The sequence below is a fragment of the Methylobacterium sp. AC832 genome, assembly GCF_979256025.1.
In genome coordinates this window covers 212,134-233,795 of sequence record NZ_CEEDMV010000005.1, presented here as the reverse complement: position 1 = coordinate 233,795, position 21,662 = coordinate 212,134, and the positions used below count along the sequence as shown (strand labels likewise).

Below are 21,662 nucleotides of genomic sequence, written 5' to 3'. Positions count from 1 at the left end.
CATGGCCAACGCCATCCCTTTGCAATTCGATATCAAATCGGATGTGTCCAACTTCCAGCGCTCGATGCAGCTGGTGCAAGATACCGCCAAGCAGAAGGCCGCCTCGTTCGCGCTCGAGATGTCGGGGGCGAGCAAGAAGGCTGAGCAGGCCATGGGCGAGTTCAGCAAGCGAGGCGCCGCCAGCATCAACGACAACCTCGCCGCGGCGGCCAAGAGCTACGAGGCGAACTTCGCCAAGGCATCCGCCAACATGGCGGCGACGATGACAAAGCAGGCGACGGCCGGCGCCAAGGGCATCGTGAGCGCGGTCACACCGGCAGCCCTTGCCGCTTCGCGCGAGCTCGCCAAGATCACCCTTCCCGTGGCCGGAGCCTCGGCCGGTGCCTTCGCGAAGGAACTCGCCAGCACCACGTCTGCGAAAGCGGTCCTGGCGGGAATCGCCGGCATCGCCATCGGCTACGCCACGGTCTCAGCCGCGATCGACCAGGCCAACGCGCAGATCGAACGGTTCATCAAGCTCGGGGTGAATGCCGAGCGGGCCGGTGTGGGCGTCGAGTTCTTCCAGCGTTTCAGCGATGCGGCCAAGGAAGCGAAGGTCAGCGTCGAGGAGATCGAGACCGCCCTTAAGAAGGCCGGGGCGGCGGTCACTCCCAAATTCCAGCAGGACGACCCGGTCAAGAAGCAGCTTAACGACCTGTTTCAGTCCGGCTTCCTGGGCGACTACCAGTCGAAGGGCCTCGACCAGTACCGCGCCGCGGGCAACAACGAGGACCGCATCCGCGCCGCCGTGACGGCGATGCAGGAATTGACGGACCTGGGCGAGCGCCTGGCGGCGATCGACCTCGCTGAAAAGATCTTCGGGTCCGATGTGGCCGAGCGCATCCGTTCCGGCCGGCTACAGATTGAAGCCATCGCCGCGAGCCTCGACAAGCCCCGCACGGACCTTGTGAGCCAGCAGCAGGTTGAGCAGGCGCAGGAGTTCCGCGACCGGCTGGACGCCGCCTACAAGACGATTGACGACTTCTTCCGCGTGTCGGTGGCGTTGGAAGGATCCGGCGGTGCGGTGCTCGATACATGGCTGATGATCGCGGAGGCGATTGCCAAGGGCACCACCAACATCGGCGCTATGTACACCAAGCTGCAGGAGATGCAGGGCCCGCTAGGCGACTACCTCGCCAAGGTCGGCTTCATCCTCACCGGCACCGCCAAGATCTTTGCGGAGGGCCTCAACGACCAGGCGACCGGCTCGCGGACGATCTACGATAAGCCGATCGGGCCCGACCTGCCAGCGGTGAAGCAGAACCAGATCATCAACCCGCCCGCGCCGCCGCGCCGGGATATCAGCCTGTTCCTCGACCCGCCCAAGACGGATCGCGGCGGTGGTGGTGGTGGCGCCAAGGCCGCCGCGCCCGCCAAGCCGGCCGAGACCCTCGACCAGGTGCAAACGGCGGTCAATCAGATCGAACGGCAGACGGCGGCGCTGAAGGGCGAGGCCGACGCGATCGGAAAGAACAACGTCGAACGCCAGATCAGCATCAACATGATGCGCGTCGAGGAGGTGGCGAAGCAGGCGGGCATCACCCTTACGGACGCACAGACGCAGCGGATCCGCGAAGCCTCGAAAGCGATGGTCGATTACCGCGAGGCAATCGAGGACGCCCGCGAGCGTCAGGAAGCGTTGCGCTCCATCGGCGGTGACGTGCTGAAGGGCATCTATTCGGATGCGAGGAACGGCGCCACGGCCATCGACCTCCTATCGAATGCCGTCAGCCGCTTGGCGGATCGCATGGCCGACAATGCCTTGAATGGCCTCGCCGACGCCCTGTTCGGGAAGTCCGGGAGCACGGGCGGTGGCGGCATCCTAAGCACTCTTCTGAGCAGCTTCCTGGGTGGCGGTGGCGGTATCGGCTCGAACTTCGCAGGCCAAGCCGCCGGCGCCATCGGCCCATTCCCCAAGATGCATACGGGCGGCATCGTCGGCGATCCTGGCAACGCCCGCGTGAACGTCCCGCCTCACATCTTCACGGGTGCGCCGCGCTTTCACACCGGGCTCACGTCGAAGGAATTCCCGACGATCCTCGAGCAAGGCGAACGAGTGCTGACGCAGGCGCAGGACAAGCGGATGCAAAGCACCATGGCCGGATTGGCTCATTCAGCAGCGAGCCGGCAGCCGGCCGTGCCGACCAGCAACATCATCCACGGGGATACCGTCACCGTCCAAGTCGCTCAGACCGGTGCATCACCGGAGCAGATCGCGGCCGCCATCGAGCGCAACAACAAAGCCCGTGACCGCAGTCTGTTGGACCGCCTGCAGCACAGTCAGAACCGGTACGGTTGAGGGGAGAGCACCATGAAACGCATCATTCTAGCCGCCCTCGCGCTGGTGACGTTCGCCACCACGGCGAACGCGGACCCAATCCTCACCCCCCTACTCATCTCGGCTGGCGTGACCGGTTCGATAGCGATCGGAACGGGCGTCACCTACGCGTCGATCATTTCTTTCGCGATCACGACCGGCGCCCCTCTGAAACCCACGCTATTCAGGAAGCGCCCATGACCGCGCTCAACGTCTTCTGCGAACCGGCCTACGCGGATTTCTGGACGGACGGCGCGTACCTGGACGATACCGGGAAGCTGGCAGGCAAAGGCTCGAAGGTGTTCACGATCGGCGAATTGCCTGCCGTGGTCGCCATTGCCGGCCGGTCTCACGTGCAGTTCGTGGCGGCCGCGACCCTCTCGACCAAATTCGGCAGCTATGACGAGCTGGCGGACGGTGCCGCGGAAATCCTGAGCCAGACGGCGGGCATTGAAGAGGGATTCGACCAACCGAACCTCTTCGCCATGGCGGGCTGGTCGGATCGCGCCGGCCGCATCATGGCCCATGCCTTCGCCTCAAGGGCGATCCCAGAGATGGGGCTGAAGGCGTGGCAGCGCGCGGAGGTGTGGCGCTACCTCCTGCCAAATCCGCCGGAGTTCGGATTGACCATGGCCCGTCAGGACATCGCGATTTGCGATCCGGATCGGCTGCAGGACGCCGATTGCCTGGCCATCATCCGCGGCCAGCGTGATCTTATCGTTGACGGCGGTGCCATGGGAAGGATCCGCAGCGTCGGCGCCTTTGCGCAGCACACCAGGATCAACCGGCACGGGGTCACCACTCGCATCGTTGAGCGCTGGCCCGATAAGATCGGCACGCCCATGCAGCCGCCACAGCAGCGCGCCGGCTCGGCCCGCGATCCATTCCGCATTGCTGGCACTGGCGGCGTAGCGCTGGCGCTGGGATCGAGCCGGCATTAAGGGGCGGCCCTTTGGATTGGTCACGTCACCACCCAGTCGCGAAAGACCGCTTTGGCCTCTCGACGCTTGCCCATGTCTCGGGAGTGGATGCACCGACGGTGCAGCGTTGGATCCACCGCAAGGCCATCCGCGTGCAGAAGATCGGCAGCGGCAGAGACCGGTCCTACACGATCTGGCAGGCCATCCACTTCGCCATCATCGGGGAGATGAGCCGCCTGGGCCTGTCGATCACCGGTAAGGGCGCGGACCTCTCGCTTGCCCTCATGGGCTACGTGCGCCACCGTGTGGCCCGTGACGGCGATCTGAGTGACGTAGGGCCAGTCTCGCTCACGCTGGTGCCCGATACTGACGATTGGGGCATCCGGCCCGCCGAATGGGTGCTGACGGGCGAATCCTGCATCACCATCGGGCTTGGGCTCCTCACCTCCCGCGTGGTGAAGCGGTTCAAAAAGGAATGGGCATGAAAGCTCCGTATTGAGCATCCCATGACCGGTCCTATGTAAGCACGACGCAAAATCACGGTTTAGTAGCGTTGCGGCCCGCTTTTTTGTCTAATAGCGATTGCATTCCCTTAGTAAACGAGGAGGTTGCAGCAAGAGATGTGGTTATTTGAGATGCTAGAAAAACCAAAGCCTCTCTAACTACCGCCGAAAGATCTAAACATTCTTCGTCAGACTGCGAATGAAGACCCTCGCTAAGAGCTTCATGCAACGCCCTTAGAGGGTTCACGTTGTTAGGTCTTAGTATCGCTGGCAAAAGATCTTTCACAAGATCGATTTTCTCAGCGGCAACACGTGTTTCTCGAGTTTTCGCTAAGGCGTCTGCGTAAACGGCCTTTTCCGCATCTGAGAGAAGATCTGGTATTTTCTCTAGGAGGCCGTCTATTATCTCTTCGACGATCCTCCTGTAGTAAGCAAAAGCGCCGATGCCATAACCTTGTGACTCCAAAATTTGGCCCCGTCGAAGATATTCGCGATGGTTGCCGAGAAGTCTTTCTATGTCTTTGTTCGCAACTATAGTCCAGGCTGGAAACTGTCCGACCTTTGTAATGCTTAAAAGGTCATCCGAAATGCGAGTAAAAAAACTTCTTTCAAAGCTCTTGCATGATATGCACACATAGTTTGACTGAATTATGAGGCCGGCCGAGGGATAGTTGGTATAGTTACGGCCGTCAGCATAGTTGTTCATCATGACATATGTTTGTGTAGATACGCATACTGGACAGCTAAAATTAAGCGTAGGCTTTGGTATGCGATCTAAATGTTTAGGAACTTCAATTTCGAAGGGCCTGTATAGAGGATACGTTTCTAAAAAAATTTTTGACGGCATGTCAGCTCTCGTGCGCGCTTCGGCGTACGTTGTCGCATCGCCTATGAAGCGCATCAAACAGGGGCAGAAGCTAGGGCATAAAAGCCAAAGCTCCGAAAAAATTAATTAAATCAGACGGTTGGCCAAATAAATGGCGGAGGGAGCGGGATTCGAACCCGCGATACCGTTTCCGGTATACACACTTTCCAGGCGTGCGCCTTCAACCACTCGGCCACCCCTCCAGTCTCACACGTCGATGCCATCCAAAGAGGCGGCGGCGATGCGCGAGTGGCGTGCTGTACAAGCCGCGTTCTCGGCGTGCAAGGGACCAGAGCACCGATCGGGTGAGGAAACGTCCGATTTCGCGATTGCTCCGGTGTACCTGTGTCTCAATGGCACCGGGCGGGCGCATCGGGACGCGGCATGCGTTGCGCCATGCGAGGGGGGCTTGGACCGCCACGCGAGGGGGTCTTAGACCGCCATGCGGCGGGTTCTGCGCGATCAGGCGCATGGCGCATGGCGCATCGCGGTCGCTCGAGCGTGGCCCGTCATTGCCGGTCCCGTCGTCGAGCGCGGGGATAAGACCGAGTGGTTCGTTTGGTCGTCGGCGCGCGCTTCGGCAGGCCGGGATGAACAGACCGTGTCCTGCCGTTTGCTGATGTCCCTTCCGTTGAAGGTCCGTTCCGGTTTGCCCGTCCAGCGAAGGCTCGAGGGGCGTGGTTTGCCGAGCATTCCATGGACGGGCGCGTCGGCTTGTAAGACGCCTTCCCAGATAGACTAGTTGGATAGCGGCTCCCCGGTTTCTAGTACTTTTTATGCAATTGCCGCATCACTTCGCATCTGGTTTCTATAAATGGTAGATTGCGACGAGATCCTGGCGAGTTTTCGTCGTGCATCGACCTGAACGTTGCGATGCAGCAAGGAGCGGGACATGCCTTCGGTCAAGTATACGTACGGCGTTGAATTCGATCCTAACGCGAGCCTTGCGATATCGATATCGAACGCGATCTATGACGATGACGGCGCAAAGTACAAATTTCGCGGGCAGATCAACAACGATCCATATGGGAATGTGATTGCCCAGCTCTATAACGGCATCAACAATCTTTCGGAAGATTATATCCTGGAGCAATATAAAGTCAGTTTCAACATAAATTTCTCCGATACTACGGGGAACGTGACGCTGAATGGGCATGATTTCGATGACATCATTCAGGGCGGCGTGGGAGACGACATTCTTCGCGGTGGTGCGGGCGACGACACGATACGCGGCATGGGCGGGGCCGACACGTTCTGGGGCGGTGACGGCGACGACCGCCTCGTCGTAAGGGAGGCAGGCGCGAGCGTTCACGGCGATGCCGGCATGGACAAACTGTTCCTGCAGGGAGGAGACAGTTTCGTCTTCACCGACGATACGCTGCAGAATGTCGAGACCATTCATCTCGGTGCGGGCTCCGAATTGGACCTCTCCGCCGTCACGGCGGGCGTGACCATCATTCAGACCAGCAAGATCGGACTTCCCGGCACGATCGTCGGCACTCAGGATGCCGACACGATCATCGCAGGTGGTGGATACGTCTCTATCAGGGGCGGCGACGGCGACGATGTTCTCAAAGGGACGACCGGATTGCCCAGCTTCGCCGGAGAGGGTGGGAACGATGTCATCACCCTCGGCATGCGGGGCGGCCACGCAACCGGCGGCGAAGGCAATGACGTACTTGTCGGAAGCTCCGTGGCACCGAGCGCACTGCACGGCGATTCCGGCAACGATCGCATCAAGGCCGGTGCGGGTGGAGCGACGATCGGGGGCGGCGCGGATGCCGACAAGCTGTTTGCCAATTCGGGAGAGGACCTGTTCGTCTTCAGCGCCGGTTTTGGCCGCGACATCCTCTATGGCCTCGATGTCGAGAACGATCGCATCGCTGTGGCCATCGCGGGTGTCGAGTCCGGCGATCTCATGTTCCGTTCGATGAATGGCGGGCAGGATACGCTGGTGACGTTCCGCGGCGTCGAGAGCAGCAACAAGATCATCCTGCACGACGTCCACGTCGCCGACCTCAAAATGGCCCAGGACGACCTGTTCCTCTTCGGCGCGTGACCGGCGAGACTGGCCGCGAGATCTCCGCCCCACCGGACGGCTCCGTCCCGAGCCGTCGACCCGCCCGGCTCACGTCGTGGCGGGTTTCCGGCGTCGCCCGAATGCGCCGAGCATGAGAAGAATCGGGGATGGCTTTGGACGGGTCCATGGGCCGGGACCCCGGAGGCTTCGATCTGCGCGGTAAAAGCATCACGGAAGCCCCGTCGTTTCTCGCAAGTCACGAATGACACTTTGGCACCATGATAAACATAGGTGTATGTATTTCCGCGCAAATCCTTAAATTGTGCTTAGTGTTCATTAGATTTGGAACATGGAGGATGAGTAATTATTGACCACCGTCAGTAACGGAGAATGCCTATGTCGAACATTCGCTTGCTCGCACTCGTCGCTCTACTCGGCATGGTCCCGGTCGGGACCGCAATGGCTCAACAGGGCACAGGATCGCCGGGCGCCAGCGGGGCTCCTACGGGGGCCGAAGGTCAGAAGGTCGAGACCGGCAAGGAGATGACGGGCGGCGAGCGCGGCGGCGGATCGGGAAATACCGGAGTCCCCGGTGGCTCTCCGGCAGCCGATGGCAACAAGACGCAGGATAGCCGGACCACCAAGACCCGCGATCGCTGATCTGCCCCTGCCTCGTTCCGGCCGGAGCGCTCTGCGCCGAAGCGGATTCCGGTTCGGCGAAAAAGAGCGCGGCACCAGGAAGGCCTGGAGATGTGCCCCGGCCCGACGTGGTCGGGCGCATCTCTCGGCGGATCACTCCGCGCCCGGCAATCGATGCTTTCGGCGCCGTATTAGAGGCGGCCGAGAGCGCTCTCTTCTGGAAGCGAGCCTCCCTCCCCTCCTAGCGCCCCTCCCCTCAAGCCGGTTCGGTCGCCAACGAGCCGGATTTGGTGGTGGCAGTCCTCAAAAATTAACTCTTCGCTAACCCTGAGCCCGGCAATTCTTGCCGGGTCCACGTGGGACGTGAAGGGTGTCGAGTATGAGCGAGACGGGCGCCGCCGCGCCGGCTCAGGGGCCGGGTCTGGGGCAGTTCGCGAGTTTCGCGATGCCCAACCGCGCCAACCTCACCGCTCTGTCGAAGCGCACCGACCTGTTCTTCGCCACGGCGGTGATGGGCATCCTCACGGTGCTCATCTTCCCGCTGCCGGCCTTCCTGCTCGACCTGCTGCTGGCCGTCTCGATCATCATCTCGGTCATCATCATGATGACGGGCCTGTTCATCGACAACCCGCTCGAATTCACCGTCTTCCCGACCCTGCTCCTCGTCGCGACCCTGTTGCGGCTGGCCCTGAACCTCGCCTCGACGCGCCTCATCCTCGGCCATGGCCACGAGGGAACGGCGGCTGCAGGCCACGTCATCGAAGCCTTCGGCAACTTCGTGATGGGCGGCAACTTCGTCATCGGCATCATCGTGTTCGCGATTCTCATCATCGTGAACTTCGTCGTCATCACCAAGGGTTCGGGCCGTATCGCGGAAGTCGCGGCCCGCTTCACCCTCGACGCGATGCCCGGCAAGCAGATGGCGATCGATGCCGATCTCTCGGCCGGTCTCATCGACGAGAAGGTGGCGAAGGCCCGGCGCGCCGCGCTGGAGGAAGAATCCTCCTTCTTCGGTGCCATGGACGGTGCCTCGAAATTCGTGCGCGGAGACGCCATCGCCGCGCTGCTCATCACCTTCATCAACGTCATCGGCGGCATCATCATCGGCGTGGCCCAGCAGGGCATGCCCTTCGGTGCCGCCGCGAAGACCTACACGCTGCTCACCATCGGTGACGGCCTCGCCAGCCAGGTTCCGGCCCTCATCGTCTCGACGGCGGCCGGTATCCTCGTCTCGAAGGCGGGCGTGAAGGGCTCGGCCGACAAGGCGCTCGGCAAGCAGCTCGCCAACTACCCGAAGGCGCTCGGCATGTCGTCGGGCGTGATGGTTCTGCTCTCGCTGCTGCCGGGCATGCCGATGCTGCCCTTCCTCGCCCTCGCCGGCGCTTCGGGCTACGCCGCATGGCACTTCGCCAAGGTCGCCCGCGAGGCCCCGCCCCTCGATTCCGACGGTGCGCCGATGGACGCCACCGCCGTGGCCGCCGCCCAGGCCGCCAAGGAGGAGACGGTGACCGATCTCCTCAAGCTCGACGATCTGAAACTGGAAATGGGCTACGCGCTCCTCGCCCTCGTCAACGGGCAGGAGGGCCAGGACCGCCTGACGGACCAGATCAAGGCCCTGCGCCGCCAGCTCGCGGCGGAACTCGGCTTCGTCATGCCCTCGGTCCGTATCCTCGACAACGTCCAGCTCGATTCCAACGCCTATGTGGTCCGGGTGAAGGAGATCGAGGCCGGCACGGGTCAGATCTTCCCCGGTCAGTTCATGGCCATGGACCCGATGGGCGGACAGGTGCAGCTGCCCGGACAACACATGCTGGAGCCGACTTTCGGCCTGCCCGCCACCTGGATCGACGCCTCCCTGCGCGATCAGGCGCAGCTCAAGGGCTACACCGTGGTGGATGCGGCCACCGTAGTCTCGACCCATCTCACCGAGATCATCAAGGCGCATGTCTCCGAGCTTCTCAACCATGTGGAGGTGCAGAAGCTGCTGAAGGAGCTCTCGAAGGACCATGCCGACCTCGTCAAGGAGGTGGTGCCCTCGCAGATCGGCACCACGGGTATCCAGCGCGTGCTGCAATACCTCCTCGCCGAGCGGGTCTCGATCCGCGATCTCGGCTCCATCGTGGAAGGCATCGCCGAGGTGGCGGGCCATGTGAAGAATCCGCGCGACATCGTCGAGCATGTCCGCGCCCGTCTCGGCCGCCAGATCTGCGCGCAGTACCAGGGGCATGACGGCATGCTGCCGATCATCACCCTCTCGCCGCTCTGGGAGCAGGCGTTCCTCGAATCCATCGCCGGGGAGCGCGACGAGCGCTACCTCGCGATGCAGCCCTCGAAACTATCGGAATTCGTCAACACAGTGCGCGACCGCTTCGAACAGGCCGCGCGAATGGGCGAGATGCCGGTCCTCGTCACCTCGGCCCAGGCCCGGCCTTTCGTGCGCTCGATCATCGAACGCTTCCGCCGCGAGACGGCCGTCATGAGCCAGGCGGAGATCCACCCGCGCGCCCGACTGCGGACGGTCGGTTCGGTCTGAGGCCGGGATCCGGAATCACGGTGAGGGTCCGCCTGACCGTATCGCGGGGCTCTAAAGGCTGCTTGAGCCGTTTTTCCAAAGCTCTGCCTCATCCTGAGGTGCCGCGTAGCGGCCTCGAAGGAGACGTTCAGAGATCTCGCGACCACTGGAGGTCTCCTTCGAGGCCTTCGCTGCGCTTCGTCACCTCAGGATGAGGTGAGCTGATTGGATGATGGACCTTGGCACAGGTACCCAATGGGACATCCGAACGATCGGATTCTCAGAGCGGCTTCTTCTCCAGCCGCTTCTCGATCCTGTTCGGATCGATGCCCGGAGCGACGACGGGGGGCGCGGGCACGGCGGAGGCCGGCGGCGCTTTCGCGAGATCGGCCAGGCGTGAGCGCTCGTAGAGCAGGACGACCACCACCGAGATGAGCGCCGGGATCCAGAAATAGAACACCCGGAACACGATGACGGCCGCGATGATCGCGTCCTTCTGGCCGGGATCGGTGATCTGCATCGCCGTGATGAAGACGAGTTCGAAGACGCCGAGCCCGCCCGGGGCGTTCGAGACCAAGGCGACGGAGAACGAGGCGAGGAAGATCGCGATGACCGCGATCGGGCCGGGATTCACCGCTTCGGGCAAGGCGAAATACAGGATGCCGGCGGCGCCGAGCAGTTCGAGGGGGGCCGCCAGGAGCTGGCGTCCCATGATCGCCGGGCGCGGATATTCGAGCTTGAACTTGCGGATGTGGAGCGGCGGAAGGCGCAGGATCGACCCGGCGACGTAGAGCGCGACGAAAGCCAGCAGCCCGATGCCAACGATGAGCGCGGTCTTCGGGTCGGTGAGGAAGCCCGGCAGGATGCCCTTGAGCCGCGAGAGCAGCTGCGGCTCGACCACGAGGACGACACCGCCGAGGAGGACCGTTCCCAAGAAGAAGGTGAAGGAGCAGAGAGCCACCAGCACCGCCACCTGGGCGGCCGAAAGGCCCTTGGCCGTATAGGCCCGGTAGCGGACCAGGGCGCCGGAGAAGACCGAGGCACCGATATTATGCGACAGCGCGTAGGTGGTGAACGAGCACACCGCCACGAAGAACCAGGAGATGCCGCGCACCCCCAGATGCAGCAGCGCGATCCGGTCGTACCAGGCCAGGGCCGCATAGGCGACGAGGGTGGAGAGCCCGGCCAGCACCATGCGATGCGGCGGGATGGCGACGATGGCCGCCCATACCGCCGCCATCGAGGTCGTCTTCAGCTCCTGGTAGAGAAAGTAACCGGAGATGGCGATCGCCAGGATGCCGATGAGCGGCCAGGCGAAATCCTTGATTGTCTTCATCACGAACCGGTCATGCCCCCACAGCCCAGCCTACCTGCACGACCGCGAGGAGCATCGCAAGCGAGACGGCCGGCCCAGGCATTACCCGGACAGATGTCATGTGAACATGACGACTTCGTGCCGCCCGCCGCGCCGCTCGTTCAGGCGCGGATGCGGGAGAGACCGATACCGTCCATGGCGGCCTGATCGCGGGCCGCCTCGGCGACGCGTTCCGCCGTGCGCTCGCGATCCTCGAGGATCTCGATCTTCTTGAGCTCCTCGAACGCCTCGCCGAGCTCGGCCTTGGCGTCCGTGAGCTGGCCTTCCAGGGCGAGCGCGGATTGGCGCATGTTGTCCCGGCGGGTCGCGGCGGCGCGGGCATAGGTCGGATAGGCGAAATGGCCGGTATCGGTGATGCCCGCGCGGCCTTCCTCGTAGGCGACCTCGCGGTCGAGCTCGGACGCCATCCGGTTGAAATCGGCCATCATCATCTCGATTTGCGTCACCCGCCGACGCTTCTCGTCGACCTGGAAGCGGCGCAGCCGGATCAACGTGTCACGCGATTTCATATTGAGGGTCCCATTCCACGCCACGCACGAAAGGCCGGCGCCGTCGGCGCCGGAGACGAGAGAGAAGACGTTCCGGACGTCACTCAGGCGCCGCCGACGATCGCTGCCAACCGTTGGTAACCCTCGCCTATCGAGGTTGCTTCTTCCTTACTCTGACCCAGAAAAGCCTCGATACTTGGCATCAACCCGACGGCTTCGTCCACTTCCGCCGACGCGCCGGCCCTGTAGGCGCCGAGTCTGATGAGTTCCTCCATGTCGGCATAGGTGGAAAGGATGCGCCGGGCGCGCCTCACGGTCGGCAGATGGACGGGGTCGCAGGAGCGCGGCATGGTCCGCGAGACGGAGCGCAGGACGTTGATGGCCGGATAGCGTCCCCGCTCAGCGATGCCGCGCTCCATCACGATATGCCCGTCGAGGATGCCGCGCACCGCATCGGCAACGGGCTCGTTATGGTCGTCGCCCTCCACCAGCACGGTGAAGAGGCCCGAGATCGCGCCCTGCCCCGTGCCTGGGCCGGCCCGCTCCAGCAGGCGTGGCAATTCGCTGAACACCGTCGGCGTGTAGCCCTTGGCGGTGGGCGGCTCGCCCGCCGCGAGGCCGATATCGCGCTGGGCCATGGCGAATCGGGTGATCGAATCGATCATGCAGAGAACCTGCGCGCCCTGATCGCGAAAGTACTCGGCCATGGCCAGGGTGACGTAGGCTGCGTTGCGCCGCATGAGGGCCGGCTCGTCCGACGTCGCCACCACCACCACCGAACGGGCGAGGCCGGCGGGGCCGAGATCGTCCTGGAGGAATTCCTGCACCTCGCGCCCGCGCTCGCCCACGAGGCCGATCACCGCCACGTCCGCCGCCGTGTAGCGGGCGAGCATGGAGAGGAGGACGGACTTGCCGACCCCGGAGCCGGCGAAGATGCCCATGCGCTGGCCGGCGCACATGGTGATGAAGGTGTTGATGCAGCGGATGCCGAGATCCAGCGGCGGGCCGACTCTCCGCCTTGCATGGGCCGGCGGCGGATCGGCGCGCAGGGGGTAGATGGCCGGGCCGGGTGGCAGCGGGCCGAGCCCGTCCACCGGTCGGCCGAGGGCGTCGATGGTCCGCCCGAGCCAACCGGCGGAGGGGCGGATCGCGCCGGCGGCCTCGTCGCGCACCATGGCCGGACAGCCGCGCCGAACGCCTTCGAGCGAGCCGAACGGCATGGCCAGCGCCCGGTCGCCCTGGAACCCGATGATCTCGCAAGGGACGGCGCCGCCGCCATGCTCCACCATGATGTCCAGGCGCCCGCCGAGCCGCATGGCAGCGACCGGCCCGGCGACCTCGACCAGCAGGCCCTTGATCGCCACGACGCGACCGAAGGTCTCCAGGGTCTGGATGCCGGCGAGTGCGGCCTGGGCCGCAGCGAGATTCAGCGTGGGAGAAACGCGGGGCCGGTCCGTCATCTGCGCGTCTCTCAACGATTCATTTACCTCCCTCCTTAACACTGCGTACATCGGGCTTGAAGCGGTCCGTCGTCATTCATGAACGGACTTTCGTTCGTTCGGGATACGATGCATCGCTTGGGCGTGTCAGTTGAGATACAGCTGTCGACGAAGGCAAATCTATCAAGTGCTTAGCTGAATGTTTTCGTGTAATGCTTCCGCCGGCCCCTCACCTCTCGGGGCCGGATCGCCGATCGGTCGCAGCATCATTTTCGGAAACGTTCAATTCTGTGCTTGCCACCGAGAATCAGGTTTTGTTAACGATTAACCATTAGCGTTTCACGTCTATGACGAGGGAGCGTCCGCCACGGGCCGGTGGTGGACGAATGGCGGGGGCTTGCCCGAACGCTGAATACGGCCGGCTGGGCTGGGGACCGACGATGCGGGTACTTCTGATCGAAGACGACAGCGCGACCGCGCAGAGCATCGAACTGATGCTCAAGTCGGAGAGCTTCAACACCTACACGACGGATCTCGGCGAGGAAGGTATCGACCTCGGCAAGCTCTACGACTACGACATCATCCTTCTCGACCTGAACCTCCCCGACATGTCGGGTTACGAGGTGCTGCGCAATCTGCGTGTGGCGAAGGTCAAGACGCCGATCCTGATCCTCTCCGGCATGGCCGGCATCGAGGACAAGGTGAAGGGCCTCGGCTTCGGAGCCGACGATTACCTCACCAAGCCCTTCCACAAGGACGAGCTTGTTGCCCGCATCCATGCGATCGTCCGCCGCTCGAAGGGCCATGCCCAGTCGGTCATCACCACCGGCGACCTGATCGTGAATCTCGATCAGAAGACCGTCGAGGTCACCGGCAGCCGGGTCCATCTCACCGGCAAGGAGTACCAGATGCTGGAGCTCCTCTCGCTGCGGAAGGGCACGACCCTCACGAAAGAGATGTTCCTCAACCATCTCTACGGCGGCATGGACGAGCCCGAGCTCAAGATCATCGACGTCTTCATCTGCAAGCTGCGCAAGAAGCTCGCCAACGCCTCCTCCGGCAAGAACTACATCGAGACCGTCTGGGGACGCGGCTACGTCCTTCGTGAACCGAACGAAGGCGAAGAGCGGATCGCCGTCTGATCCTCCTCGCTTCGGAACTCGGAAAAAAAGGCCTCGCGTGAGCGGGGCTTTTTTGTTGCGGCGAAGGGCCAATCGAAAGGGCGGGCCCGAGTAGCGTTTCGCGCACCGGTAAGCCCTGTCCCAAGATCGCCGTCGTTCATGGCGTCTCAGCGCTCGTTCTTATCCGAATTGATCCGGATCGTGAGGTGAGCGCTTCCTTGCATCAGAAGGACGACCGTACTTCCGATCTTCGAGAGAGGAATGCCGGTCAATGACAATTCGCCGGTCGCGAAAGCCGACGACACCCTTTGTCGTTCGATCTCCCGCCCATCGATGGCGAGGGTCGCGAGCTTGCCGGCTTGTCGGTCGGCCAGAGCCGCGAGACGTTTCGCGCTCTCAGGGTCGAGGAGCAGACGCGCGGTCGCTCTGTTCGAAGCGCGCGCGTCTCCCTTGATCGCCGCCTTCGCGACCCGCAGGGGGATTGTTTCGGCCATTGCGGGCTGAAGCGGGATTATTGCCCCTAGTAGAGCCAGGATGGCGAACTGCTTCATGTCGTCAAACCCGTTCTGCAGACGAGCCGGCCTCGCCTGAGCGGGGAGGAACTACAACCCCACGACCTTGCGCAGCATCGGCTGAGGCTGCGTGGCCAGGCCCGGCCGTGCGGCGCTTGGCGCCTGGCCATAGAGCCCGCGATGCTGCGGGTGCGGCACGAGCCGGTCGGTGAGCCCGATCACGGTTTCGGCCGCGCCGAGAAGGACGACGCCGTCTGAGGTCAGGCTGGAACTGAGACGTCCCAAAACGTCGCCCTTCGTCGGCGCGTCGAAATAAATCAGCACGTTGCGGCAATAGATGATGTCGAACGCCCCGAGCGATTCGAATGGGTGCAGCAGGTTCAGTGGGCGGAAATCCACCATCTGGCGTAGGCTGGCGGAGATGCGCCACTGATCGCCCACCTGCTCGAAATGCTTGAGCAGGGATTGTACCGGCAGGCCGCGCTGCACCTCGAAATGGCTGTAGAGGCCGGCCTTGGCCTTATCCAGCACCTCGGTCGAGAGGTCGGTGGCGACGATATCCACCTGCCAGCCGGCCAGGCGCGGTGCCGCGTCCTGGATCAGCATGGCCAGGGAATACGGCTCCTGGCCCGTGGACGCCGCCGCGCACCAGATCCGCAGGCGGCGCTGGCTCGCGCGCCGAACCAGGGCTTCCGGCAACAGCACGTCCCGGAACAGATCGAAGGGCACGCGGTCCCGGAAGAAGAAGGTCTCGTTGGTGGTCATCGCCTCGACCACCGCGCGTTCCAGGCTCGGGTCACGCGGGGACTTCAGCGCGTTGACCAGATCGTGGAGGGTCGCGAGGGTGAAGCGCCGGCAGACGGGCGTGAGCCGGCTCTCGATGAGGTAGCGCTTCTCGGCACTGAGAGCGAGGCCCGACCGCGTCTTCAGGTAGCTGCGCAGGAAGTCGAATTCGAGATCGGTCATGCGCCATGCCCCGTCAGGAGGTTGCGGAGTGCCGGGCCGATCTCGCCGAGCGGTAGCACGGCCTGGGCGAGGCCGGCCTTGGCGACGCTGCCCGGCATGCCCCAGACGGTGCTGGTCGCCTCGTCCTGGGCGAGCACAGCCGCCCCCGCCTCCGTCAGCGAGCGAGAGCCGTTGGTCCCGTCGGATCCCATGCCGGTGAGGATCACCGCGAGGGCCGCCGATCCGTAGAACGCGGCGGCATCATGGAACAGCACGTCCACCGCCGGGCGGCAGAAATTCACCACCGGCCCATCGTCGAGGCGGATGGAGAGGTCGTTCCGGCTGCCCTGCAGGCCCATATGGCGGCCGCCCGGGGCGACGTAGATTCGGCCCGGCACGATACGCTCGTCGGGCTTGCCCTCCGCCGCCGGAATACCGGTCCTGGCACCGAGATGCTCGGCGAAGACCGCCGTGAAGACCGGTGGCATGTGCTGGACGATCAGGACCGGAAACTGCCGCAGGGTCGCGGTACCGATCTTTTCCAGCACCTCGCCGACGGCGCGCGGGCCGCCCGTGGACGAGCCGATGAGCAGGCAGCGCGGCGGGATTCCCGTTCGGGTTTTCGGGCGCAGGACGAAGGGCGTCGCCGGCCGTTGGGCCGGTGCCGGGGCGCTCTGGACCGCTCCGACAGGGGCTGGCGCGGCATGGGGCCGCCGCCGGGCGCGGGCCGCCCCGAACACGCGGACCCGCTCGATCAATTCGGCGCGGAACGTATCGGAGGTGGTGACGCCGCGATTGCTTTCCGGCTTGGCGAGGTAATCGACGGCGCCGAGGGCGAGGCATCGCAGGGAGATGTCGGCGTTGCGCGTCGTCAGCGTCGACATCATCACGACCTGGACACCAGGGCTCTTGGCGAGAATCAGAGGCAGGGCCTGCGTCCCGTCGAGCTCCGGCATGTCGATGTCGAGAAGCACCACGTCGGGATCGGTGCGCGACATGGATTCCAGCGCGATCCGGCCGTTCGAGGCCGTCGCCACCACCTCGAACCCGGCTTCGCCGATCCACCGGGCCACGAGGCCGCGAACCACGGCGGAATCATCGGCGATCATGACCCGCACGCGAGCGGCGTTGCTCGCGGCGCCCCCGGTATGCGGAGCGAAGGCGGGGGCGGAGGCGGCAGCGGCCATGGAACTCTACGCTTCGTCGGGACGACGGGAAAACCTCAGCGACGATGGGGCGGGACTGGAAACCCCCCTGTCTCCGGTTCAGGCGGCGTCGGCCTGCTGGCCGAATCCAACCTGTTCGAGCTTGGCCGTGACGATGTCGCGGTCGAACGGCTTCATGATGTACTCGTCGGCGCCGGCATGCAGTGCCCGTGCGATGGCGCCGACGTCGTTCTCGGTGGTGCAGAACAGAACCTTCGGCGCCAGGCCTCCGGGTGTCTGGCGCAGGACCCGGAGGAACTCGTAGCCATCCATGGTCGGCATGTTCCAGTCGAGCAGGATCACGTCGGGCATCGCTTCGACGCAGGCCGTCAGGGCCTTGGCGCCGTCCTCGGCCTCCCCGACCTTGAAGTTCATGGACTCGAGGATACGCCGCGCGACTTTCCGGATGACGGCGGAATCATCGACGATGAGGCAGTTCTTCATGGGGCTGTCCTCGATCTGGATGGTCAAGCGGCACCGGCGACGTCGAGTTTCGTTCCGAAGGCGAGCAGAGCGTCGACATCGAGGATGACGAGAAGTCTTCCATCGAGCCGGTGCACCCCGAGGGAAAGATTGCGCCAGCGGGAATCGAGGTTGATCGGCACCGGCTCATGCGTCTCCGCTCCGAGCTTCAGCACCTCGCCGACACCATCGACCACGAGGGCGAAGGTTTCGCCACCCTGTTCGAGGCCGATCGCCATCTTCTGGCTATCGTCCGCACGGTCGGCGAGACCGAGACGGCGGCGCAGGCACAGGGCCGTGACTACGCGTCCGCGCAGGTTGAGGAGGCCGACGATCTCCATCGGCGCCAGCGGGACGGGCGTCACGCCGGCGGGAATGAAGACGTCGTGGACCCGGTCGATCGCGAGGCCGAACATCGTGTCGGCGACGAAGACCGTGATGAAGTCGGTGGTGGCGCCGGAATCGACGCCTTTGTTGCTGTTGGCGGCCTGCATCATGGCTCAGATTCTCCGATTCTGTTCGAAGGCCGTGTTCAGGCGGCTTTGGGAAGGCTGACGATGTCGATTTCGCTCAGGGCCGAGATCAGCCCGCTGCGGTCGAACTTCGCCACCAGATCGAGGATCGAAAGCGACCGGGCGCGCTCGATGGCATCGACGCCCACCGTGCCGGAGAGGCCGATGACCGGGAGCTGCGAGACCCGCTCGTCGCCCTTCCGCATGGCGGCGACCAGATCGAAGCCGTTGCGGCCCGGCATTTCCAGGTCGCACACCACCACGTCGATCCGGCTGTTGTTCACCAGGGTGGTGAGAGCGGCTTCCGCGCTTCCGGCGGTGATAACGTTGTAGCCGGCGGCCTTGAGGACCGGGCTCAGCATGTCGCGGAAGAAGGCGGAATCGTCGACCAGGAGCAGCGTCGCGCTGCGCTTCTCCGGCTTGTGCGCGCCCCGCGCCCAGTCGTCATAGGCGAGCGGCAGGAAGTGGGCGATGTTGATGATCTCCGTGGCGCGGCCGCGCAGGACCGCCGAGCCGATGAGGTCCGAACGCTCGGCCGCGATCTCCACGTCGAGGCGCTCCTCGACGATGTCGATAATCTCGTCCACGACCAGGCCCATGGCCCGTTCGCCGTCCGAGAACACCACCAGCGCCTGCGTGCCTTCGCTCCTGATCTCGATCGACTGATCGGCCGGGACCAGCGGCATGAGCCGGCCACGGTACTGGATCAGCGGGCGTCCGCCGACCCACTCGATCTTGTTGGCTTCGATTTCCTCGAGCCGTGTCACGAGCGAGAGCGGCACCGCCTTGAAGCTGCCTCCGCCGCCCTTGAACACCAGCAGCGTCGCCTTTGCGTCGGCGGCATCGGTCTCCTCCGGCTCGGCATCCACCGGGATGACGCCGGTCTGCGTACCCTGGCTGACCTGGCGGGCGATGCCGTTCGGATCGACGATCAGGACCACGGCACCGTCGCCGAGGATGGTGTTGCCGGCGAAGAGCGGCAGATGGCGCAGCTTCGACGACATCGGCTTCACGACGATTTCTTCCGTGTGGAAAACCTCGTCCACGAGGATGCCGAAACGCTGGCGGCCGACCTGGGCGACGACGACGAAGCCGGAATCGATGCTGTCGGCGTTCTCCTGCTGCCCGAGCACCCCGGTCAGGGTGACGATCGGGAGAAGGCGCTCGCGCAGGCGCAGCACCGGCGAGCCGTTGATGCGCTCGACCTTCTGGGCCGTGGCCTTGTCGACGCGCACGAGTTCCAGCACGGCCACCTGCGGCACGGCGTAGCGAAGGTCGCCGGCCTTGACGATGAGGGCGGCGATGATCGCCAGCGTGAGCGGGATCTTGATGGTGAAGGTGGTGCCGCGGCCGAGCTGCGTGTTGATGTCGATGACGCCGCCGATCAGCTCGATATTGGTCTTCACCACATCCATGCCGACGCCGCGGCCGGACACCGAGGTGACCGCCTTCGCCGTCGAGAAGCCGGGATGGAAGATGAACTTCGCCACCTGGGCGTCGGTCATCTTGTCGATCTCGGACTGGCTCGCGACGTTGCGCTCCACGGCCTTGCGGCGGATGGCGGCGAGATCGAGGCCCTTGCCGTCATCGGCGATCTCGATCGTGATCGTTCCGCCCTCGTGATAGGCGGCGAGGCGGATCGTGCCGCGGGCCGGCTTGCCGGCCGCTTTCCGGTCGGCGGTGGATTCGATGCCGTGGTCGGCCGAATTGCGCACCATGTGGGTGAGCGGGTCCTTGATGACCTCGAGCACCTGACGGTCCAGCTCGGTCTCGGCGCCGCTCATGATGAGCTCGATCTGCTTGCCGAGTTCCGACGACAGATCGCGAACCACGCGCGGCAGCTTCTGCCAGGCATTGCCGATCGGCTGCATACGCGTCTTCATGACGCCTTCCTGCAGCTCGGCCGTCACATGGCTGAGGCGCTGCAGGGGAACTTTGTAGGTAGAATCGTCGTGGCGACGGGCAATCTCGAGGAGCTGGTTGCGGGTCAGCACCAGCTCGGACACCATCGTCATGAGGTGTTCGAGCGTGTCCACGTTGACGCGGATGCTCTGGACCTTCGAGGCTCCGCCCTCGGATTCCCCGGAGGGAGCGTCCGACCCGTTCTTCCGGTTGGCGCCCTTCGAGGACGAATCCTCGGCCAGCGACACGGTTTCGAACTCGGGAGCGGTGAATTCGGGCTGCTTCGGTTCGGCCATGGCGACGGGGGCCGGCTCGAGGGGGAGCGGCTCCGACAGGTCGGGACCTTCGGCTTCGAGGAAGGCGCGCTCCAGATCGTCGAGGGAGACTTCGCCGGGCTTGAGCTCACGCACGACGGGGTCGGGGAGCTTTGTCTCGACTACGGCGGCCGGTGCCACGAACGGGGCGGCCGACATGGCGTCGAGGGCATTGATCAGGTCGTCGTCGTTTCCGGCCGGCTCGGTGCCGGCGATCTCGAGATCGCCGAGGATCTGCTTGAGCCGGTCCAGCGTCACCAGGATCAGGCTTACGGCGGGGCTGCTCACCGGCATTCCGTCGCGGAACTGGCCCATCAGCGTCTCGGCTGCATGCGCCAGCGCTTCCAGGCGCGGAAGGCCGAGGAAGCCGCACGTTCCCTTGATCGTGTGGACGAGGCGGAAAATGTTCCGCAGGATCGTCTGGTTGTTGGGGTCCTGCTCGAAGCGGACGAGTTCGGCGTCCACCGTGTCGAGATGCTCTGCGCTCTCGGTCAGAAACTCACGCAGCAAGTCATCCATTAGAGGCACTCGGTCCAGACGCGCACTAGGTTTGTGCGAAGTCCACCTTGAGGCCGACAGGTTAGTGAAGAGTTTCGAGAGAGAGACAAATCCACAAGTCGCGGCAGGATTTGATTGAGGCCTGCCGCGACAGTCGGGCCCGTGATCAGGCGAGCGAGGTTTCGGGGGGCTCGCTGTCGGAGGGGCGGGTATCCTCGACCGGGGCAGCGGCGGGGGGCGAGGCCGGCGCGACGGCGTCTGCGACGGGCTCCGCGCTGATCGTCACTTCGTCGCCTTCGATCCCGAAGCGCACGTTCATCGCGGCGACACGCGCGACGAGGCCCGCATAGAACGGCAGGATGCTGTGCGCGTCCACCGCGCCGTTCTCCGGCGTTCCCGCGATCAGATCCTCCACATGCGCCGGGATGCGGGCATGCGACCCCTTCGACCTGATGACGATGGAGGGAGCCTCGCCGTCGCCGCTCACGACGACGTCGATGCGGCCGCCGCGCGGGATCGTGGTGGTGGCGATCATCACGAGGTTGAGCAGGAGCTTGACCTTGTTTTTCGGATAGAGCGCCTGCGGCGCGCTCCAGGTCAGCTGGGTCTTCTCGTCGCCGAACATCCCGCGGGAGACCTTCTCGGCATCGGCGAGGTCTATCGAGGCGCCCGCCGATCCGGCGGCGCCGAAGGCGATGCGGGCGAATTGCAGCCGCGCCGAGGCCTGTTTCGCGCTCTTGCTGATGAGTTCGAGGGCGAATTCCCGCATCGAGGTGTCGCTCTCGTCCTCCAGGACTTCGAGCCCGTTCACGATGGCGCCGACGGGGCTGATCACATCGTGGCAGACGCGCGAGCACAGCAGCGCGGAGAGATCGAGGGAATCGAGATCGACGGGGGTCATCGTGCTCTCCGCACAGGGCAATGAATGGGCCGCCGATGCGGCCGGTCCGTCGGCTCCGAGAGATGAAACCGACTGGGTGCGGCACCGATAGACGGCACAGCATGCTTTGAAAAGCGACGCGACGAGTGCGTAGGACGCTTTGAAGCCGACTCTAGAGTCGACAAGGCGCGGCT

The 21,662-nt window shown here is 64.3% G+C and carries 19 protein-coding genes and 1 tRNA gene; 8 read left to right on the top strand and 12 right to left on the bottom strand.

From position 1 onward, the window contains the following. Position 1: 1 nt before the first annotated feature. The 4 genes from AC0IXR_RS18590 (at position 2) to AC0IXR_RS18575 (ending at position 3,761) form a co-directional block, all read left to right on the top strand. Positions 2 to 2,338 carry a hypothetical protein gene (locus AC0IXR_RS18590; protein WP_471761740.1) on the top strand — a complete coding sequence of 779 codons (2,337 nt, stop codon included), beginning with the start codon at positions 2 to 4 and terminating at the stop codon, positions 2,336 to 2,338. A gap of 12 nt (positions 2,339 to 2,350) precedes the next feature. After that, a complete protein-coding gene (locus AC0IXR_RS18585) occupies positions 2,351 to 2,557 on the top strand; it encodes a hypothetical protein (protein WP_471761739.1) in 207 nt (68 codons plus the stop codon). Next, complete coding sequence (locus AC0IXR_RS18580) at positions 2,554 to 3,297, top strand: hypothetical protein (RefSeq protein WP_471761738.1); 744 nt, start codon at positions 2,554 to 2,556, stop codon at positions 3,295 to 3,297. The genes AC0IXR_RS18585 and AC0IXR_RS18580 overlap by 4 nt, the downstream gene beginning before the upstream one ends. A 98-nt stretch (positions 3,298 to 3,395) precedes the next feature. Then, positions 3,396 to 3,761: a hypothetical protein gene (locus AC0IXR_RS18575; RefSeq protein WP_471761737.1), complete on the top strand. Its 366-nt coding sequence runs from the start codon at positions 3,396 to 3,398 to the stop codon at positions 3,759 to 3,761. Positions 3,762 to 3,813: 52 nt separating this feature from the next. Here the strand turns inward: AC0IXR_RS18575 and AC0IXR_RS18570 are convergent, their stop codons facing one another. Both AC0IXR_RS18570 and AC0IXR_RS18565 read right to left on the bottom strand, forming a co-directional pair. After that, positions 3,814 to 4,488: a hypothetical protein gene (locus AC0IXR_RS18570; protein WP_471761736.1), complete on the bottom strand. Its 675-nt coding sequence runs from the start codon at positions 4,486 to 4,488 to the stop codon at positions 3,814 to 3,816. A gap of 269 nt (positions 4,489 to 4,757) precedes the next feature. Then, positions 4,758 to 4,847: transfer RNA gene (locus AC0IXR_RS18565), tRNA-Ser, on the bottom strand. 689 nt (positions 4,848 to 5,536) lie between these two features. On the opposite strand from AC0IXR_RS18565, the gene AC0IXR_RS18560 reads away from it, so the two are divergent. The 3 genes from AC0IXR_RS18560 (at position 5,537) to flhA (ending at position 9,836) form a co-directional block, all read left to right on the top strand. After that, positions 5,537 to 6,703 carry a calcium-binding protein gene (locus AC0IXR_RS18560; protein WP_471761735.1) on the top strand — a complete coding sequence of 389 codons (1,167 nt, stop codon included), beginning with the start codon at positions 5,537 to 5,539 and terminating at the stop codon, positions 6,701 to 6,703. A gap of 357 nt (positions 6,704 to 7,060) precedes the next feature. Further along, entirely contained in the window at positions 7,061 to 7,324 is a 264-nt protein-coding gene (locus AC0IXR_RS18555; RefSeq protein ID WP_419952259.1) for a hypothetical protein, read from the top strand. A gap of 358 nt (positions 7,325 to 7,682) precedes the next feature. Further along, positions 7,683 to 9,836, top strand: a complete 2,154-nt coding sequence (gene flhA / locus AC0IXR_RS18550) for a flagellar biosynthesis protein FlhA (RefSeq protein WP_056424913.1) — start codon at positions 7,683 to 7,685, stop codon at positions 9,834 to 9,836. A 259-nt stretch (positions 9,837 to 10,095) separates the two neighbouring features. Here the strand turns inward: flhA and AC0IXR_RS18545 are convergent, their stop codons facing one another. The 3 genes from AC0IXR_RS18545 to fliI all read right to left on the bottom strand — a co-directional run bounded on the left by AC0IXR_RS18545 (position 10,096) and on the right by fliI (position 13,138). Then, positions 10,096 to 11,151 (bottom strand): lysylphosphatidylglycerol synthase domain-containing protein, encoded by a 1,056-nt coding sequence (locus tag AC0IXR_RS18545; RefSeq protein WP_056424910.1) that lies wholly within the window; start codon positions 11,149 to 11,151, stop codon positions 10,096 to 10,098. A 140-nt stretch (positions 11,152 to 11,291) separates the two neighbouring features. Beyond that, positions 11,292 to 11,699 carry a flagellar export protein FliJ gene (gene fliJ, locus AC0IXR_RS18540; RefSeq protein WP_027174293.1) on the bottom strand — a complete coding sequence of 136 codons (408 nt, stop codon included), beginning with the start codon at positions 11,697 to 11,699 and terminating at the stop codon, positions 11,292 to 11,294. Positions 11,700 to 11,782: 83 nt separating this feature from the next. After that, positions 11,783 to 13,138: a flagellar protein export ATPase FliI gene (gene fliI / locus AC0IXR_RS18535; RefSeq protein WP_056424907.1), complete on the bottom strand. Its 1,356-nt coding sequence runs from the start codon at positions 13,136 to 13,138 to the stop codon at positions 11,783 to 11,785. 419 nt (positions 13,139 to 13,557) lie between these two features. On the opposite strand from fliI, the gene ctrA reads away from it, so the two are divergent. Then, the gene (gene ctrA / locus AC0IXR_RS18530; RefSeq protein ID WP_018042682.1) at positions 13,558 to 14,259 is read left to right on the top strand and encodes a response regulator transcription factor CtrA; all 702 of its coding nucleotides are present in this window, start codon (positions 13,558 to 13,560) and stop codon (positions 14,257 to 14,259) included. A gap of 146 nt (positions 14,260 to 14,405) precedes the next feature. Here the strand turns inward: ctrA and AC0IXR_RS18525 are convergent, their stop codons facing one another. The 7 genes from AC0IXR_RS18525 to chpT all read right to left on the bottom strand — a co-directional run bounded on the left by AC0IXR_RS18525 (position 14,406) and on the right by chpT (position 21,489). Further along, positions 14,406 to 14,789 (bottom strand): hypothetical protein, encoded by a 384-nt coding sequence (locus AC0IXR_RS18525; protein WP_471761734.1) that lies wholly within the window; start codon positions 14,787 to 14,789, stop codon positions 14,406 to 14,408. Between the two features lie 51 nt (positions 14,790 to 14,840). Then, positions 14,841 to 15,716: a CheR family methyltransferase gene (locus AC0IXR_RS18520; protein ID WP_471761733.1), complete on the bottom strand. Its 876-nt coding sequence runs from the start codon at positions 15,714 to 15,716 to the stop codon at positions 14,841 to 14,843. Beyond that, positions 15,713 to 16,882 (bottom strand): protein-glutamate methylesterase/protein-glutamine glutaminase, encoded by a 1,170-nt coding sequence (locus AC0IXR_RS18515; protein WP_311274908.1) that lies wholly within the window; start codon positions 16,880 to 16,882, stop codon positions 15,713 to 15,715. Before AC0IXR_RS18515 ends, AC0IXR_RS18520 begins: the two co-directional genes overlap by 4 nt. Before the next feature lie 78 nt (positions 16,883 to 16,960). After that, the gene (locus AC0IXR_RS18510) at positions 16,961 to 17,344 is read right to left on the bottom strand and encodes a response regulator (protein ID WP_056425005.1); all 384 of its coding nucleotides are present in this window, start codon (positions 17,342 to 17,344) and stop codon (positions 16,961 to 16,963) included. Positions 17,345 to 17,367: 23 nt separating this feature from the next. Next, positions 17,368 to 17,856, bottom strand: coding sequence for a chemotaxis protein CheW (locus tag AC0IXR_RS18505; protein ID WP_056425002.1), 489 nt, complete (start codon positions 17,854 to 17,856; stop codon positions 17,368 to 17,370). Between the two features lie 38 nt (positions 17,857 to 17,894). Next, entirely contained in the window at positions 17,895 to 20,609 is a 2,715-nt protein-coding gene (locus tag AC0IXR_RS18500; protein ID WP_471761732.1) for a hybrid sensor histidine kinase/response regulator, read from the bottom strand. 145 nt (positions 20,610 to 20,754) lie between these two features. Continuing rightward, positions 20,755 to 21,489, bottom strand: coding sequence for a histidine phosphotransferase ChpT (gene chpT / locus AC0IXR_RS18495; RefSeq protein WP_311274906.1), 735 nt, complete (start codon positions 21,487 to 21,489; stop codon positions 20,755 to 20,757). Positions 21,490 to 21,662: the final 173 nt, after the last annotated feature.